Annotated in this window: 16 protein-coding genes; 11 read left to right on the top strand and 5 right to left on the bottom strand. The window is 51.5% G+C overall.

Annotated features, from left to right (window positions below):
- The first annotated feature begins 20 nt into the window (after positions 1–20).
- Positions 21–830 (top strand): exodeoxyribonuclease III, encoded by an 810-nt coding sequence (locus HOJ08_01300; GenBank protein ID MBT5672074.1) that lies wholly within the window; start codon positions 21–23, stop codon positions 828–830.
- A 10-nt stretch (positions 831–840) separates the two neighbouring features.
- Here the strand turns inward: HOJ08_01300 and HOJ08_01295 are convergent, their stop codons facing one another.
- A complete protein-coding gene (locus tag HOJ08_01295) occupies positions 841–1,524 on the bottom strand; it encodes a response regulator transcription factor (GenBank protein ID MBT5672073.1) in 684 nt (227 codons plus the stop codon).
- A gap of 195 nt (positions 1,525–1,719) precedes the next feature.
- Between HOJ08_01295 and ribA the strand changes: the two genes are divergently transcribed.
- The 3 genes from ribA to HOJ08_01280 all read left to right on the top strand — a co-directional run bounded on the left by ribA (position 1,720) and on the right by HOJ08_01280 (position 4,626).
- Entirely contained in the window at positions 1,720–2,889 is a 1,170-nt protein-coding gene (ribA, locus tag HOJ08_01290; protein ID MBT5672072.1) for a GTP cyclohydrolase II, read from the top strand.
- Between the two features lie 173 nt (positions 2,890–3,062).
- Entirely contained in the window at positions 3,063–4,049 is a 987-nt protein-coding gene (locus HOJ08_01285; protein ID MBT5672071.1) for a hypothetical protein, read from the top strand.
- Positions 4,050–4,089: 40 nt separating this feature from the next.
- Positions 4,090–4,626, top strand: coding sequence for a L,D-transpeptidase family protein (locus HOJ08_01280; GenBank protein MBT5672070.1), 537 nt, complete (start codon positions 4,090–4,092; stop codon positions 4,624–4,626).
- On the opposite strand, the gene HOJ08_01275 is transcribed toward HOJ08_01280, so the two are convergent.
- Positions 4,623–5,342 carry a YggS family pyridoxal phosphate-dependent enzyme gene (locus tag HOJ08_01275; protein MBT5672069.1) on the bottom strand — a complete coding sequence of 240 codons (720 nt, stop codon included), beginning with the start codon at positions 5,340–5,342 and terminating at the stop codon, positions 4,623–4,625. The two genes, HOJ08_01280 and HOJ08_01275, sit on opposite strands and share 4 nt — an antisense overlap.
- 29 nt (positions 5,343–5,371) lie before the next feature.
- On the opposite strand from HOJ08_01275, the gene HOJ08_01270 reads away from it, so the two are divergent.
- The 4 genes from HOJ08_01270 to HOJ08_01255 all read left to right on the top strand — a co-directional run bounded on the left by HOJ08_01270 (position 5,372) and on the right by HOJ08_01255 (position 8,192).
- Positions 5,372–6,001 (top strand): thiamine phosphate synthase, encoded by a 630-nt coding sequence (locus HOJ08_01270; protein MBT5672068.1) that lies wholly within the window; start codon positions 5,372–5,374, stop codon positions 5,999–6,001.
- Positions 6,002–6,120: 119 nt separating this feature from the next.
- A complete protein-coding gene (locus tag HOJ08_01265) occupies positions 6,121–6,972 on the top strand; it encodes a hypothetical protein (protein ID MBT5672067.1) in 852 nt (283 codons plus the stop codon).
- Positions 6,953–7,531 carry a 2OG-Fe(II) oxygenase gene (locus HOJ08_01260; protein MBT5672066.1) on the top strand — a complete coding sequence of 193 codons (579 nt, stop codon included), beginning with the start codon at positions 6,953–6,955 and terminating at the stop codon, positions 7,529–7,531. Before HOJ08_01265 ends, HOJ08_01260 begins: the two co-directional genes overlap by 20 nt.
- 7 nt (positions 7,532–7,538) lie before the next feature.
- Positions 7,539–8,192 (top strand): hypothetical protein, encoded by a 654-nt coding sequence (locus HOJ08_01255; GenBank protein MBT5672065.1) that lies wholly within the window; start codon positions 7,539–7,541, stop codon positions 8,190–8,192.
- Positions 8,193–8,198: 6 nt separating this feature from the next.
- On the opposite strand, the gene HOJ08_01250 is transcribed toward HOJ08_01255, so the two are convergent.
- Positions 8,199–10,049: a tetratricopeptide repeat protein gene (locus HOJ08_01250; GenBank protein MBT5672064.1), complete on the bottom strand. Its 1,851-nt coding sequence runs from the start codon at positions 10,047–10,049 to the stop codon at positions 8,199–8,201.
- A gap of 49 nt (positions 10,050–10,098) precedes the next feature.
- Positions 10,099–11,670 carry a tetratricopeptide repeat protein gene (locus HOJ08_01245; protein MBT5672063.1) on the bottom strand — a complete coding sequence of 524 codons (1,572 nt, stop codon included), beginning with the start codon at positions 11,668–11,670 and terminating at the stop codon, positions 10,099–10,101.
- A gap of 461 nt (positions 11,671–12,131) precedes the next feature.
- Between HOJ08_01245 and HOJ08_01240 the strand changes: the two genes are divergently transcribed.
- From HOJ08_01240 to HOJ08_01230, 3 genes are all read left to right on the top strand, one after another.
- Positions 12,132–13,298 (top strand): porin, encoded by a 1,167-nt coding sequence (locus HOJ08_01240; GenBank protein ID MBT5672062.1) that lies wholly within the window; start codon positions 12,132–12,134, stop codon positions 13,296–13,298.
- Positions 13,299–13,390: 92 nt separating this feature from the next.
- Positions 13,391–13,981 carry a DUF3576 domain-containing protein gene (locus tag HOJ08_01235; GenBank protein MBT5672061.1) on the top strand — a complete coding sequence of 197 codons (591 nt, stop codon included), beginning with the start codon at positions 13,391–13,393 and terminating at the stop codon, positions 13,979–13,981.
- A gap of 92 nt (positions 13,982–14,073) precedes the next feature.
- On the top strand, positions 14,074–16,146 hold the full coding sequence (locus HOJ08_01230; GenBank protein MBT5672060.1) for a tetratricopeptide repeat protein: 2,073 nt from the start codon (positions 14,074–14,076) through the stop codon (positions 16,144–16,146).
- On the opposite strand, the gene HOJ08_01225 is transcribed toward HOJ08_01230, so the two are convergent.
- A complete protein-coding gene (locus HOJ08_01225) occupies positions 16,147–17,172 on the bottom strand; it encodes a glycosyltransferase (protein MBT5672059.1) in 1,026 nt (341 codons plus the stop codon).
- Between the last annotated feature and the right edge of the window lie 23 nt (positions 17,173–17,195).

Below are 17,195 nucleotides of genomic sequence, written 5' to 3'. Positions count from 1 at the left end.
TAAGAGATTTACATCACCCCATGACCCTTAAGATTGCCACCTGGAATATCAATTCTGTTCGCCTGCGTATCGACCTTGTCGAACGCCTGACCCAAACAGCAAAGCCCGATGTTTTGTGCCTGCAAGAAACCAAGGCAGAAAATAAAGTCTTTCCCTATGACGCCCTGAAGGCAATGGGCTGGGAACATATTCTGGCATCGGGCATGAAGGGCTATAACGGCGTCACGATTTTGTCGAAGATTCCTTTTGAAAGCACTGAGGCACCTGAATGGTGTGACAAATCTGATGCCCGCCACGCCGTTGCCACCCTGAAGGGCGGGATTGAGATTCACAATTTTTATATTCCCGCCGGCGGGGATATTCCCGACCCCGATCAAAATGAAAAATTTGCACACAAGCTTCGGTTTCTGGATGAAATTACGGCCTGGTTTTCAAAACGAAAAGCCGCCAAGGCAAGTGCCAAGAACAAAATGGTTCTGGTTGGGGATTTAAACATTGCCCCCCTTGAAAGCGATGTCTGGTCCCACAAACAACTTTTAAAAGTTGTCAGCCATACCCCCGTGGAAGTGGAACGGCTGGATCGATTGCAAGGCTCGCACGATTGGGTTGATGCGGTGCGTCAGTTTTTTGGGCCAGAAAAAATCCTGTATTCCTGGTGGAGTTACCGGGCAAAAGATTGGAACACCGCCGACAAGGGGCGGCGCCTTGATCATATCTGGGTTACCCCAGCACTTTCCAAAGATGTCAAAGCTGTAGAAATTCTACGCGACGTACGCGGATGGCCACGACCATCGGACCATGTGCCCGTCATGGTGACCCTTAAATCATAAATGCCGTGTGTTAAGAGCCGAGACGATAGCCGCCTTTTTCTGTGATCAGAATTTCGGCATTGGATGGATCAATTTCAATTTTTTGCCGCAACCGGTAAATATGGGTTTCCAGCGTATGGGTCGTGATGCCCGCGTTGTAGCCCCAAACCTCATCCAGTAATTTATCCCGGCTAACCGCTTGATTGCCCGTGCGATACAGGTATTTCAGAATGGCGGTTTCTTTTTCGGTCAGGCGAATTTTTTTGTCGCTTTCATCAACCAGAATTTTGCGGGCGGGCTCAAACCTGTAGGGGCCAATGGCAAACACGGCTTCTTCGCTGAATTCATGCTGGCGAAATTGTGCCCTGAGACGTGCCAGCAAAACAGCCAGCTTGAACGGTTTGGTGACATAATCATTGGCGCCGGAATCCAGGCCCAGAATGGTGTCGGCTTCTGAATCTTGGCCCGTCAGCATAATAATCGGGGCTTTGACCCCATGGCGGCGCATCAGACGGCAAAGATCACGCCCATCCATATCCGGCAAGCCAACATCCAAAATCAGGGCATCAAAGCGATCATTCTTTGCTGCTTCCAGACCTTCGCCACCGGTGTGCTTAACCGTGGTCTCAAATTCCTCATGCAGATGGAGCTGTTCTGCAAGGGCGTTTACCAGTTCTGTGTCATCATCGACAAGAAGAACGCGTTTACCGGCCATAGTTCACCCTATATTCTCTAATTCGTATCAATCCTGCTTTAGACTGTGCCGATCATAGCCGAAACAATGTGGAAGGATAGGAAAACAGCTAAGATGTGGCCCCTATCGCCTTTTGTTTAGACCCGTGATACACACTGTTTTAACGTATTAACCGCCAGCTTAATCTCTAGCCAAGGCCTATCAGACACCAGATCAATGACCGATCAAAAAAAGCCCCCATCATCGCAACCCGCGACTGCTAATGCACCGGCAAGCCCGAGCGGCACCGACCCTCTGGTTGCCGTAGACCGGGCTGTGGCCGAACTGCGCCGTGGTGGATTCGTTGTCATCAACGATTCCCAAGATGTTGCGCTGATTGTTCAGGCCGCCGAAGCCGTAACACCCCATAGCCTTGATCAATTGGGTGTTTTGGCCAAAGGGGACCGATGCCTGGCCTTAACCCCCCAACGCGCCAGTGCCCTTAAAATTGACCATCCCAATGACGGTCCTGTTCTTTTGGGACTTGGCGATGGCTCTGCCGCACAAGAAGTCCGCGATGTCGCTGATCCCGGGGCAACCGTTTCATTCCGGTTGCCACCCGTTATTGATGCACTGGACCAACATGTGCGCCTTTGTGCAGAAGCCGCGGTCCATTTGACAAAACTCGCCCGTTTGCTGCCCGCAGCCCTGGTCGCAACCATTTCAGAATCAGAAAATGGTGGCAAAACATTTGCCCAATCCAATGATTTTTTCATCGTTGCTGCCCAAAACATCGTCGAATACGATCAGCGCGCTGCGCGGTCGCTCCGCCCCGTCAGCCAGGCAAGGGTGCCGTTGGCCGGTGCCGAAGATGCCCGCATCGTGGCTTATCGCCCGACCGATGGCGGCATTGAACATCTGGCCATTATTATCGGCGACCCAAAACCCGGCGACAGCGTTCTGACAAGGCTGCATTCCGAATGTTTTACCGGCGACCTGTTGGGCAGCCTCAGATGTGACTGTGGCGACCAACTACGCGGTGCCATTGAAGAAATTTCTGCGGCAGGGGCGGGGATTCTCATTTATCTGGCCCAGGAAGGCCGCGGCATCGGGCTGGTCAACAAGCTGCGTGCCTATAATCTTCAAGATCAAGGGTCCGATACACTGGATGCCAATGAACAGCTGGGGTTTGATGCCGATGAGCGCATCTATCTGCCAGCAGCCGAGATCCTGCGTGACCTGAATTTTACCCGGGTTTCCCTTATGACCAACAACCCGGAAAAAGTAGAAGCCCTAACCCGTTGCGGTATCGAAATAAAAAAACGTGTCGCCCACGTGTTTCCCACCAATGCCCATAACGAGGCCTATCTTCAGACCAAAAAGGCCCGGGGCGGACACCTGTTCTAGGACACGGGCCCTGTCGATCTCCCACCATACAAGCGAAAAATCTGCCTAAAGCGCCGAAATAGGGGCATTTTCTACCGGGTTTGCGGCGCGCATAAATTTTTAGGCATTGAATTCATTGGGGTTTTTTCTGGCATCAACCTTGCGTACTTCAAAGGCAACAACGCGTTTGAACCATGAGTGTGCCCTTGTCCCAAATCCTGAACACCCAACCACCGGCCCTTGGGGCCCTTAACGGCCTTGTTCCCGGAAAAGAACCCGAGGCGAAGGGTGCTCAGCCATGGCAGGACAAGGAATTCGGCTTTGCCGATATTCTGGACACCATCAACCCCTTGCAGCACATCCCCCTCGTCAACACCCTGTACCGTGCCATCACGGGTGATGAAATTGGATCAGCCGCCAAGGCCGCCGGCGGCAGCCTGTTTGGCGGCATCCCGGGGTTAATCGGCTCTATCGTCGATACGGTGGTTGAAGAAATCAGCGGCAAGGATGTCAATGAGCATATCGCCACTTTGTTCGATGAAAATGGCCAAATAGACGAAGATATCGCCGAAAACAGCGGCACAGATGTAGCCGAAATTACCGGCCAGGGGCGCGATACGGGCACAAACATCGCAACCAATGTCATTGCTGGTCCGCAACAATTTGTTCAACACGCGCCAAAACTTCCAACCAAGATGCCACACGCCATTCAAACACCGGCCCTGAAGGATCTTTCGCCTGCGGCCACAGACCAGCACATGCAAAACCTCATCAGCACCCTCAAAAAACAAGCTTCGGGGGATTCCATTGGGACGCTTAAGGGCAATATCTCTGGCAAGGGAAATAGCTTCCTGCCGCCAGCCCGGGCATTGGCGGCCAATCCCGGACTGATGCATTCCATGAAAAGTGGCAATTCCCCCTATTTCAGGCCCGGCGGCAACATCAACAACAATGCCTGGGTAAAAATGATGAATACCGCCCGCAGCGATACGCAGATTCCCACAGCACCGGTTTCTGGGCCCAAGGGCCTGACGGCCCAGGTCATGGCCAAGGCAACCACTGCTTATGGCGATGGGGCCAAACTGCGGGGTGAAATTACGGGCGCCACCTCTAATGGTGCGCCTTTAGGGACGCCAGCGGGAATTCCAGCCGGCCTGGTCTCAACCGGTTTGCGCCGCTAAGCGCTTTCCTGAACGCAACCCCGAAGGCTATAACCTAGACATGCGAATTCGCGTGACCCCCCATGGGCAAGGGGCCAATTTTGGCACCCTTTCCTGGAACGACAATCTGGTGCCCTGTGTTCTGGGGCGCGGTGGTGTTAGCGCACACAAACAAGAGGGCGATGGCCAAACCCCCATTGGCGTTTTCGCCCTGCGCAAAGTTTTGTATCGATCAGATCGAATGGCCTTGCCCCAAACCAGCCTTCACACACAAATCATCAAACCAAACGACGGCTGGTGTGACGACCCATCAGACCCGGCCTACAACACAGCCATCCAATTTCCTTTTTCATCCAGCGCTGAACAAATGTGGCGCGAAGATTGCCTTTACGACATGGTCGTCGTCATCGGACATAACGACAATCCACCCATCAAAAATGCAGGTAGCGCGATCTTCATTCATGTCTCAAAAACGGATGCGCTAACTTCCAAAGTTCTGCCAACGGAAGGCTGCATTGCATTGGAAAAAAAAATGCTGGTTGAATTGATTGAAGCTACCGGGCCCAATGATGACATTGAAATCACGGAGTCTGATTAGCCAGATTTAGGAACACGCGTCCCAAAGATCGCCGTCCCAACCCGAACATGGGTTGCCCCAAAAGCAATGGCCGTTTCAAAGTCACCGCTCATCCCCATAGAAAGGGTTTGAAGGTTGTTCCGCGCCGCAAGTTTTGCAAGCAGGGCAAAGTGCATTGCCGGTTCTTCTGTTGCCGGCGGGATGCACATCAACCCTGATAGGGTTAGGCCATGTTCATCTGTCATGGCCTTAACCATGGCATCCACATCCCCGGGCGCGACGCCCGCTTTTTGCGGTTCTTCCCCCGTATTAACCTGCAGTAAAAAATCGGGGGACGGTTTTCCTGAACGATCCAGTTCAAGGCGAATTTTTGACCCAAGGCGTGCGCGATCAACGGTTTCAATGCAATTGAACAATTCGAGCGCATCGGCTGTCTTGTTAGTTTGCAACGGCCCGATCAAGTGCACCCGCGCATCGCAATAGGTTGCTTTAAGTGTCGGCCACTTGGCTTGGGCCTCTTGGACCCGGTTTTCGCCAAACACCCTTTGGCCTGCGTCTAGCGCTGCACGAATGGCGGCTTCATCATGGCCCTTGCTGACAGCAACAAGGGTGATATCTTCGCTCTTGCGCCCAGCGGCGCGGGCAGCTTCATCAATGCGGGCACGAACCTTATGCAGATTTTCAGAAATTTCTTCAGCGGTCGTTATTTCCGCATTTGGCACGTCACTGGTTTTCATGAGGCAAATCCAATCAAGGCAAAATATAAATGGCCATCATGACCATAGCAAAGACTGCGATGCATCTCAATTTTCAGGCGCGCAAACATTTGTCCCGGACCCGATCCATGGCGCCGCTGATTTTGATGACCGATCCTGATCGCCTGCCCAACCCGATTTCAGTTCTGGAAAATTTGCCCGCAGGAGCAGGGGTTATTTATCGACCTGGGGCAACGAATTTGGATCAGGGCAGTGTTGCATTAGGCCAAAAAATTAGGGATGCGTGCCGCCAGCGGGGCTTGCGCTTCATTGTTTCAGGCCCAGCCCAATTTGCCCTGCGTCTTCAGGCCGATGGGCAACACATTCCACAATGGCAGATGAAAAAGGGTGGCCGGATGATAAGGCCGCGCAAACGTTGGATCATAACCGCATCGTGCCATGATGTTGCATCCCTGATTGCGGCTTCGCGCGCCGGTGCTGATATAGCGCTTTTATCCCCGGTCTTTAAAACCAAAAGCCATCCGGGTGCGCGGACCCTTGGTTCCTTAAAGTTTTCAGCGCTGGCCCAAGCCAGTCCCATACCGGTCTATGCCTTAGGCGGAATTGATGCCAATACTGCGCGGCGCCTTAAAGGTGCAGATGCGTGCGGGATTGCAGGAATCGGTGCCCTCGCGCAATAAGAACGCCCGGTTTCATTAAAAATCATCCCAAAAAAATAGACCCCGGTTATTGACCCCGATGGGGGCAGGGATTATCTGTAGAGGGTGGAGACGTAACGGCCAACCCCAGGAGGCCCACCTTGAGTGAAGCCCAGCCTGTAAAAGATTCCGATATGGCGGTTTTCCACCTAAGCACAGCTGAACTTGGCTGCATGACCGATGCGGTCAACTGCACCCTTGCCGATGAACGCCACCTCAAAGAACGCATTGCCATCTTCCGTGAAGGCAACAACCTGACGCCCGGCTTGAACATTGGGGCCGATACCGGCTGGTTCAATGGAATGGTTGCCGACATATTGAGCAATCAGGTTTCCGTGGTCGTCAACGATATTGGCCTGACCCGGGGCGTCGCCAATATTATTGATGCCCACACCGAATTTCCCGGTGACTGGCTGGCCCAACAAAACCTGTACATCACCCCCGGCGCACGAAAAGGGTTTGCGCCCCATTGCGATCCCCATACGGTTGTCGTCGCCCAACTATACGGCCACAAGGAATGGGCCATTTATGACAAGGTTCAAGACAATCCTTTAACCACCAATGAAACCCGGCTGGTTGCTGAACCCGGTGAAGTTATCCCGGAACGAACCCGTTTTACGGTAGAAGCTGGGGATTGTTTTGTGCTGCCCCGTGGCGTTTATCACGATGCCTGTGCCTATGACGGCCCATCTGTGCACATGGCCATCGGCATCATTGGGGTGCGCCCCGTTGATTACCTGTGGATGCTGGCCGAAGCCGGCGTTCATAACGCTGATATGCGTGCAGACATGGAACCACAAGCAGCATTGGAACAAGCCAGCGAATTTTTATCCCACATCCAGCTTTCCCCGCTCCCGATGCCAAGAAACCCCATCAATGAAACCACAACACCGGATAACGCAAAAGCGGGCTTACGTTTTGAGGGGGCCCTTAATGCTGTATCAGGTTCTTAAAGGCGCTTTCGATCAACCCTTCATCGACATGGTTGAAACCATTGTTGCCGATATTCCTGCGCAAAAAGGTGCCACGGTTGAAGAAGATGATTATTCCACCCGCGATTGCGACCTGCACTGGATTGATTATGGAACCAAGGGTTTTGATTTAATCCATCCCCACATCAAAGAAGCCCTGAAGCAAATTGGCGAAGTTGACCCCGGCACCTGGGAATATGAAAATATTCAGTACACAGCCTATGGTCAAAAGGGGTTTCACGATTGGCATATCGATACCTTCAGGCGCAGTTACAATCGTTATGACTTGCCGCTTGGTAAACGCTTTGTCGGAAAATCCCGCAAACTTTCTGTGTCCATCTTGCTGAATGGTCGCGATGAATTCACCGGTGGGAATTTTGAAATTTCCATGTTTCCCAACGGGACCAACACCGTGGGAACCCCGCTGGATGATTTTTCCAAAGCGGGCGACATGGCAATTTTTGATTCCAAATTGTGCCATCGTGTGGCACCGGTTGAAACGGGCTTAAGAAAATCACTGGTTTCATGGATATGCGCGTGAGGAAGAGATGAAATTTTACAAACAACGCCTCCCCATCATCAGCGAATATGAACGCTATCCCGTGCCCGTCAAACAGATAGAGCCTTTCACCACCGCTGAGGCAGCGGATGCCTACGCCATGCTAAAAGATCCTGACATTCAGAAAAAACATGGTGAGCCCGACAAAACCTATCCCGGTGCCGTGTGTTATTACAATCTGCCCCCGATGGCGCCATTGGCCGAAAAATTAAAACAGCACATCCGGCCCTTTCTGGATTTTGATATTGTTGAAACCTATCGCTATGCCCGGCTTTATGGCATGGGCGACAAGCTGGATATCCATGTAGACCGGGGGGCCTGTTTCGTTAGCGTATCGGTTTGCTTTGGCTATGATTACAACGATTTTCTGAAACCTGGCCAAGCTTGGGCATTGGGCGCGCTGGACCGCAAGGCCGATGATTCCGAAACAGAAATCATTTTTAATCTGCAGCCGGGCCAAGGCATGCTGTACCCCGGTTGTTCCGCCCCCCATTGGCGCGATGTCTTTCTGGGCCAACATTGTGGTCAGGCATTTTTCCATTACGTGCCCACAGATGATGCCGTGTTTGAAGAATTTATGGAAGATACAGAGACCAAGAAAAAGCGCCTGGCCGAAGCGGGCGGCGAAGCTAAAAAGAATTAGGCAAGATCACGCAAGCCCAATGGCCTTGGTAATTTCTTTGAAAGGCCATACACCGTCTTTGGTCTGGCGATGCAGCACCATCGATCCATACCACGGCATAACTGGCCCGAGACACTGCGCATACCGCCACCCTGGCAAATTCGGCACCATCACATGAGCCTCAACCCCCAGCGCGCCCGCACAATGGGCCACCGTTCCTGTCGTTGAAACCACCACATCAAGTTCACTAAGCAACGCGGCGGTTTCATCGTAATCCTTAGCCTCTGTCACATCTGGCCAGTGATGGACTTGGATGCCCGTATTTTTGAACAATTGTTCCACTTCATCTGCCGCCTCTGAAAGATGGCTGAGCGATATCCAGTGTCCCCCCTTGGATACCAATGATGACAACAATGGCACCATATCAGCAAGACTGAGCGACCGTTTCATCTCAGTATTTCCACCGATTCCACCACGCCACATAATGCCAGTTTTTTTCCCCGGCCCCAACGTATCCAGCCGTGCCCGCAGCGCTGTGCGGCGAGATTGATCCGCCAGCAAATAAGATTTACGAGGAAAGTCTTCCAGGCGGTTGCGAAATATCTGACCCAATGAACCCAAAAAAACCCGGTATGTTTCATCATAATTTTTAGGCAGGGGTGATTCTTTGCCTAATCGAGAAACCACCTGACACTGAGGGAACGACCGCTGGAACAAACCAACCAATCTTGGCTCGATGGTAATTATCACATTTTTTACCGCGTCTAAGACATCGGGGATCATTGACGCCAGCATAATTTCATCTCCCAGCCCCTGTTCTCCCTGAACCAGCAAATTTTTACCCTCGATGGCTGCGCCAAATGGACGGCGGACCATGTCCGCATCTCCTAACCACCAATCTTCTTTGGGGCCCCGCAACCAGCCATTTTTTGGGTCCTTATTTTGAGGGTCGCGGCCTTCATAACCAAGCCAACCCTGTTCATAATCACACAGAAAAAAATGTGCAGAGCCCAAGTTAAATTTGGCGAAAGCAGTTTTAGGATTGATTGCAAGGGCGCGCTTGAAACTTTCAACAGCATCTTCGAAGCGCATCAAAGCAATATTGCAAAGGCCTATATTATTGTGAGCCTCAGACATTTTTGGATCCCGAGCCAAGGCCTTTTCATAGGCCACAATGGCTTCTTTGAAACGCTGCATTTCCTTCAGGGCATTCGCCAAATTGTATTGCGCGCCTGTATAATCGGGATCAAGGGCTAGGGCCTTTGAATAATTTTCTACCGCTTCTTCATAACGTTCAGCCTTGCACAGAACATTGCCCATATTGAAGAACGCCTCTTCGTAAGAGGGCTTCAAACCTAGGGCTGAGCGAAAACTATCAATAGCTTCTTCCCAACGTTCCAATCGTTCGTAGGTCGTGCCCAAATTGTTGTGCGCTTCCCAGAAATCAGGACGAAGGGCGATCGCCTTTTGATAATTTTCTATGGCTTCTTCAAACCGTGCTTCGGCCTTCAGCGCATTGCCCAAGTTGTAGCGTGCAATAAACAAATCGCTGTTAAATTTCAGTGCGGTTTCGAAACATTTTACGGCGTGCTCGAGCTTCCCTTGGGACATTAAGACGTTGCCTTCGGCATTGTGGGCATCAGCACTTTCGGGGCGAACCTTGATGGCACGGCGAATGGACCGCCTTGCATCGGTCAATTTTTCAAGCTGAGCCTCTGCCATGGCACAAAAAAACAGGGCCGCAAAGTTTTTGGGGTCGCGCTTCAAAATTGCACGATATCCATCAAGCGCGGCTTTAACGTCACCCTTTTGGTGTAACGCCTGGGCTTCTTCTAGTTGTTTGGCCAGTTGTTCAGAGTGTGTAGTTGATTGAGACATGGTTTTTTTTAGCATTTTTAGAATAGGTGATGAAACGAATTGTCGCCAATCACCCCAAACCAAGGGATTTAGCAATTTCATCCAAAGGCCAGCCATCCAACGATTGTTCTGTTTGTCGGTACAGATTGGTCGACCCATACCACAGCATTTTAGAACCTTGATGGGGGGCATAACGCCATTCGGGGTAAAACGCCACGAGAACATGGGTTTCAACACCAAGGGCACCCGCACAATGCAATACTGTCCCTGTAACAGACACCACGGCATCAAGTTCGCTGATAAGCGCCGCCGTTTCATCATAATCACGGGCTTCCGTTATTTCTGGCCAGTGATGCACCCGGATACCCGTGTCCTTGTCCAATTGATCCGTTTCTTCACCTGCCGATTCCAAGTGGTTCAATGATATCCAGTGCACGCTGGAGGCACTGCCCTTTTCCAACAATAGTGTCATATCCGCCAAATCCATTGATCGTCGCCCCTCTTCGGCGCCACCAACCCCGCCACGCCACATAACGCCGATCTTACGCCCCGGCCCAAGCGCATCAAGGCGCGCGCGCACGGTTGCACGACGAACCGGATCTGCCACCAAATACGTGCGTTGCGGAAAGTCTTCTGCGCGATTGCGGAAGAAACGATCAAGCGAACCGATAAGGATGCGGGTATCAAATTCGGAGGTCAAAATTCCATAAGGGATGCCCCCCCGACGGCCACAAACGCGGCAATCCGGGAAGGACCGCTGAAACAATCCTGCCAACCGAATATCGACGGCCAGGGTGACCCTTTTATGCTGCGCCAAAAAATCAGGGAGGATGGAAGCGTGCATGATTTCATCACCAAGGCCCTGTTCCGTCTGGATCAGTATATTTTTACCCGCAAGGCTATCCAAATTCTCGCCATCAAATTGCGGAACAGACATCTTTTTTGTCCAGTCGCTGTCGGCAAGCTCTAACGTTTTGGGGCGGGCTTCATACAAGGGCCAGCCCTCTTTGAAATTCCCCTGATACAGATAGGACAGGCTAAGTAAAAAACATGCCTGCTTTAGATCTTTTTTAGCAGCCGTGTTTTCCGGGGCCAGCGTAACGAGCGCGTTGAGTTTTTCCACCGCCGCTTCGTATCGCATAAGTTTTAGCAATGCGGAGCCAAGGCAGTGCAGGGCTTCGGGAAAATTTGGTGCCAGTGCCAGCGCTTTTTCACAACTTTCTACCGCTGCTTCATATTGCTCCAGCGCCATCAACGCGTTGCCGCGATTAATCAGGGCTGCAACCAGATCGGGGTCATGGGAAAGGGCTGTATCAAAGCTGGCAAGGGCGTCCTCAACACGATCAAGGTCCATGAGCGCATTGCCGCGGTTGCTGTGGCCCCCCGCCGATGTTGGTTTAAGTGCAAGCGCCCGATCATAGCTGTTCAGGGCCTCTTGGGGTTGGTTCAATGCCAGCAAAACATCGCCAAGGTTATTATGGGAAAGGGCATGGTCTGGATACGCAAGCAGCAGCTTGCCATAGGCTTCTTTTGCCTGATCCAGATGCCCCGCCCCATGATGCGTGGCGGCTTGTTCCCCCATCGCCTCGACCGAGGGTGCGGACTGATTTGGGGGCAAAGCGTCTGAATCAGAAATTGGCATATCAAATAAACCTATAAAACCTATAAAATCTGCCAAACCTGCCGGATCTATCGGCCATTTTATCCTGTTGGTCACTGATAACAGCAGGAGAAAACTAAACCCGCAACCGCTTTCACCTAATTTCCGCCAAATTATCCCTCATTTCCCCCTGCACGCGTCAATGTCGCAACAGCAAACGTGGGAAAATGCCTTGGCCTTCAATTTATTGTGGTCTTGGCATGAAAATTAACCACATCTAGTGATATGTGATATTTTTACAACATTTTACCTGGCTTTTTCCTAAAATCCGCCGGTTTGTAATTGTGGCATTTATGCAACTGTTCTGTGAATTTTTACCACAAAGGACATCTTATCTTTGCATTACAAGCGCTTCCGGGATAGTTAATCAATAGGGCCGCTCTGTATGCGCGGCCTAATGACAGAACTGTCTTAAACAAAAACCTAATTAGGGGTAATAAACAATGGATTTTAAGAAAGCACTTATCGCGTCAACCGCGATCTGCGCCGTTGGCGCCATTGCTGCCACGACCGCTGATGCGGCTGACAAGCCTAAGCTCAAGATCTCGGGCTATGTTAACACCTACATGGGTTTCGGCGACCAGAATGCCTCACAGGGCACGACCGGCACACCAACCTTTGGTGGCTCAGGCGGAACATCAGGGGCCGATGGCTTCAATATCGTTCAGTATGGCGAAATTCGCTACAAAGTATCGGGTAAGACCGATAGCGGCCTGAAGTGGGGCGCCTATTTTGAAGACATCATGAACGATTCATCTGCCAAGCAGAATTCTGACACCACCTCCGATAGCCAAAAAATCAATGCTTCCAAGGTTGCTACTGACGAAGTCAACATCTGGCTCTCCGGTTCTTGGGGCAAGCTTGAAATTGGTGGCCAAGATGGCGCCGCCGACAAGATGTATGCTGGCCCAGGCAAAATCGAAGCCATCGGCACGGCTGATTTCGGCATCTATGCTGATACTTCAGGCGAACGGCTTGATGGTGGCAAAGACAAGGATAACGCAACGGATTCATCCGATGCCACGAAGATCACCTATTACACCCCCCGTGTAAATGGCTTCCAGGCTGGTTATTCCTACGTGCCAAACACGGCAGCTGCCGGTTCCGAAGTAGAACGTAATTCTGCGACCGAAGCTGAATTCCATGAAGCCAGTATCGGCTACAAGGGTAAAGCTGGTGGTGCAAAGTTTGAAGTCGTCGGCAACTTCACCCGCGGCGAAGGCGAAAGCACAGGTACCGATCCTAACCAGTCCTACCGTATCAGTGGCCGGGTCTCTACAGGCCCATGGTCAGTTGCAGCGTCTTATGTTGATCGTAATCAGCATGACTATGCAAAGGGCAGCGATGAAAAGGCCTTTATGGTTGGTGCGGCATACAAAACTGGCCGTATGACCATTGCCTTGACCCATCTCCAATCAGAACTCACGGCAACCGAAACTGCTTTTAATGATGATTACAAGCAGACTTCGTTGAGCGTTGGCTACAACCTTGGTGGCGGTCTTAAGATTGCTGCAGGTATTGCCAAGTTTGATATGGATGCGGATGCAACTGCTACAACCAACTCCAACGACGGCACCGTTGCCCTCGTCAAGATTGGCGCCAAGTTCTAGGCGTCTTTTAATACCTTCTGGTCCTTCTGGACCTAGAGAGAGTGGCAGGCTAGAATATCTAGCCTGCCATTTCTTTATTGGAACAGCGTTTCATGACACTCCATCGATTTAAAACCTGCGCCACCTCTTTTCTGGCCCCCTTTATTTTGGCCGGGGTGCTCGCCGGAGTTCTGGCCGGGCTTTCCGCTTGTTCCGGAAATGAGGGTGCAAACTACGAATATGATTATCCAACCGTCAGTTCTGACAAATTCCAGCGCCAGCGTCTGGAGGAATTAGAAGGTGGGGATGAAACGGTGTTTGGGGAACTTTCTATCGGAGGGCCCAAAAAGCGGGGTGGAGCAGCGGCCGGCGAAGGATTCGCCACCGTCAATTATTATCTATGGCGTGCAACGCTGGAGACCCTGTCTTTAGGCCCGCTTGAAAGTGCGGACCCCTTTGGCGGTGTCATTATTACCGATTGGTTTACCCTGGAAGAAGAACCTGGCAGCCAATACCGGGTCACGGCTTATATTCTGGGCCGCCAATTGCGCACAGATAACATCAAAATTGCCCTTTATGTCCGCCCCAAAGGCACCGGAAAAGCAAAAATGGACCCCCACCGCGCATCGGCTGTCGCGGAAGCCAAGCTCGAAAATGTCATTCTGTCCAAAGCCCGCACCATCCGCGCGACCCAGTTCAAATAACATCCCGCTCAAAATCGCGCCTTTCCGACAAGCCCTGATCCCGCTAAAATCATACGAAGTCAGGATTTTGGGTAGAAAAAGGCCACGTTTTCATGAATGACCATACCCCTGCACCCGGTGGCTGGAAGGTCGCTGGGCCAAAACGCGCCAAACAAATTAGCCCTGAACAATTGGCCCGCGACCTCGATGCAAAGCGGGAAGAGGCTGAACATATCTATCTTGGCGGCAATCCTGAATTGGCCGAGCAGAAATACCGCGGCCTGATCAATGAAGTCCCCGATATGGCCATTGCCCATAATGGCCTTGGTGATGTTCTGGTGGCGTTAACGCGCTTTGAAGAGGCATTGGCCAGTTACGATCAAGCCCTATTGTTAAAACCTGATTCTGCAGGCGGGCATAACAATCGGGGCAATGTTCTGTGGGATTTAAATCGTTTCGATGATGCATTAAAAAGTTTTGACACTGCACTTTCCCTTAATCCCCAACTGTTCGAAGCCTTTAACAACCGGGCCAATGCTTTGCAAAGCCTTGGCCGATATGAAGAAGCCCTTGAAAGTCTGGATCAGGCGCTGGCCCTTGATCCGATGCTTGTTCCTGCACTCAACAACCGTGGCAATGCCCTGAAAAGCTTGGAGCGGTTTGAAGAAGCCCTTGAAAGTTATGGCCAAGCATTGGCCATTAATCCCGATCTGGTCGAGGCTTATGCCAATCGTGGCAATATTTTAAAACGAATTGGCCGTTACGATGAAGCGCTGGACAACTTTACCGAGGTTCATAAGCGCAAGCCCGATCACCCCTTCAATGCCGGGGCCATGGTCAGCACCAAAATGTACATCTGTCACTGGAACGCGCTGGATGAGGATATAGAAATTCTAGGAGAACTGGTTCGCTCAGGGAAACCCGCTGTCCAGCCCTTTACCTTCCTTGGCCTTTCCGCTTCTCCCGAAAACCAGTTGCGGTGCACGGAAACCTTTGTTCAACAGGACTGTCCCGAAGCGCCCGCCCCGTTATGGCAAGGGGAAACCTATAACCATGACCGGATTCGCATCGCGTATGTGTCAGCAGATTTCCACGATCATCCCATGGCCATTTTAATGTCAGGCTTGTTCGAAAGCCATGACCTAAGCCGTTTTGAAACCTATGCTTTTTCCTTCGGGCCGGATCGCCCGGGGCATGCGCGAACCCGACTGGAAAAGGCATTTGATCATTTTATCAATGTGCCTGAAAAAACACCTGAAGAAATTGCACAATTGATCCGCCATCACGAAATCGATATCGCCATTGATCGCAAAGGGCATACCCGTGATAGCCGGCCAAAAATATTTGCTCTCAGGCCTGCGCCCATCCAGGCCGCCTGGTTGGCATATCCCGGAACTTTTGGGGCCAGCTATATGGATTACATTGTTGCCGATCGCTTTGTGATCCCCGAAGACCAGCAAAACTATTATTCAGAAAATGTTGTTTATCTACCCGATTCCTATCAGGTCAATGATTCAAAACGATCCATTGCTGATCACACCCCAACCCGGGCCGAAGCAGGGCTTCCCGATGACGGGTTTGTTTTTTGTTCCTTCAACCAGAATTATAAAATTCTACCCGCCATGTTTGATATCTGGATGCGTCTGTTAAAACAGGTGGAAGGCAGCGTTTTCTGGCTTTGGGTGGGTCACCCCAAGGCCATTGAAAATCTTCAAAAAGAAGCTGCCGCCCGTGGTGTGGACCCCCAAAGGCTGGTTTTTGCGTCCCGCATCAAACATGCCGATCATTTGGCGCGCCACCGGCTGGCCGATCTGTTTCTTGATACCCTGCCCTTTAATGCCCACACCACGGCCAGTGATGCGCTGTGGACGGGGCTGCCTGTTGTAACCTGCGCAGGCACCACCTTTGCTGGAAGGGTGGCGGCAAGCCTGCTCAATGCCGCAAATATGCCCGATTTGATTACCAATTCATTGGAAGATTACGAAGCGCTGGCCCTGAAACTGGCAACAGATGATGCCGCCCTTCAGGACGTTCGCACGCGCCTGCAACAAAACCTGAATTCCTGCCCCCTGTTTGACACGGATTTAACGCGCCGTCATGTAGAGGCCGCCTATGAAACCATGTGGCAAAAACATCAGGAAGGCGCGCCGGCCCAAGGGTTTTCCGTAACCCCCGTAAAAGCCTGATCAAGCCCCGTCCCACAAATCGCTCAGTTGCCCAATATTGGTGGCAATGTCTGATCGCCAACACAATTCAAAGCCACGCGCGCGCATTTCTTCTGGAACCGGGCCTGCGATCAAATCTTTGATTTCTTCTACATCATCAAACAGAACACCGCCGCCTTCACCGATGTAATCCGCCATATCCGGGCGGATATTGGCAACACAGACCCCAACCCCCGAGGCTTGCGCTTCCGCCACGGCCACCGGCCAGCCAACGGTTTTCATGACATCATTTGCCGTATAGACCAGCCAGCGATGTTTTTTATAGACGGCCGGCATGGCTTCGGGTTCCACCGGGTCAATAATATTGCAATGCCCGCCCAGCGCCTCATTTTTTTCCTCCAATGCCGTTTTTGAATACCCAATGGCATGCAGGTTGAGGGTCAGATCGGGTTTAAGGGCGGCAAGGCGAAGAAAGCTTTCCATATCTTTTTTCCCCAAAGCAGCCCCCATGTTGATGATTTGGTCGCCATTTTCTGAGGTGTCATAGAACCGGGCGATATCGGCAACAGGAAAGGTTGTCACAATTTTTTCTTCCCCCACGCCCGCTTCCAGAAACAATTCCTTCATAAAGGGAAAAATCAGAACGCCCTGACAAAGCGGGGAATTAAACATCTCAGCATAGTTGGCAATATCGGCGACATGGGCTTCCCTGCCTTTGTGACTTGCCCCCATAACATCAAAGCTGTGGGCGCGAATTGTGAAGGGAAGATTGTAGTGTTGGCAAAATGGGAAAATCCTGGATGCGACGGTCAGGTAGTGAAAATGCACAACATCCGGTTTGAAAGCGGTGTTAATTTCATCCAGTTTTTGCTCAATCTCATCGCCGCCCACCGTAAAGGCGCGGTGATTTTTGTAGGGCAGATTCGCGTGGTTAAGCGCAAATATTTCCAGCTCATAAAGATGGGAAACATGTTCAATTTCGTTGTAAATATATGTCTCAGAAAGCTGGGGATATTCCTGAAGAACGTATAAAACTCTCTTTTTCAAAGGCCCAAATCCCGTTTCTAAAT

Source organism: Rhodospirillales bacterium (genome assembly GCA_018666775.1).
In the GTDB taxonomy this organism is placed as follows: domain Bacteria; phylum Pseudomonadota; class Alphaproteobacteria; order SMXQ01; family SMXQ01; genus JABIXC01.
This window is presented reverse-complemented; position numbering and strand designations above follow the sequence as displayed.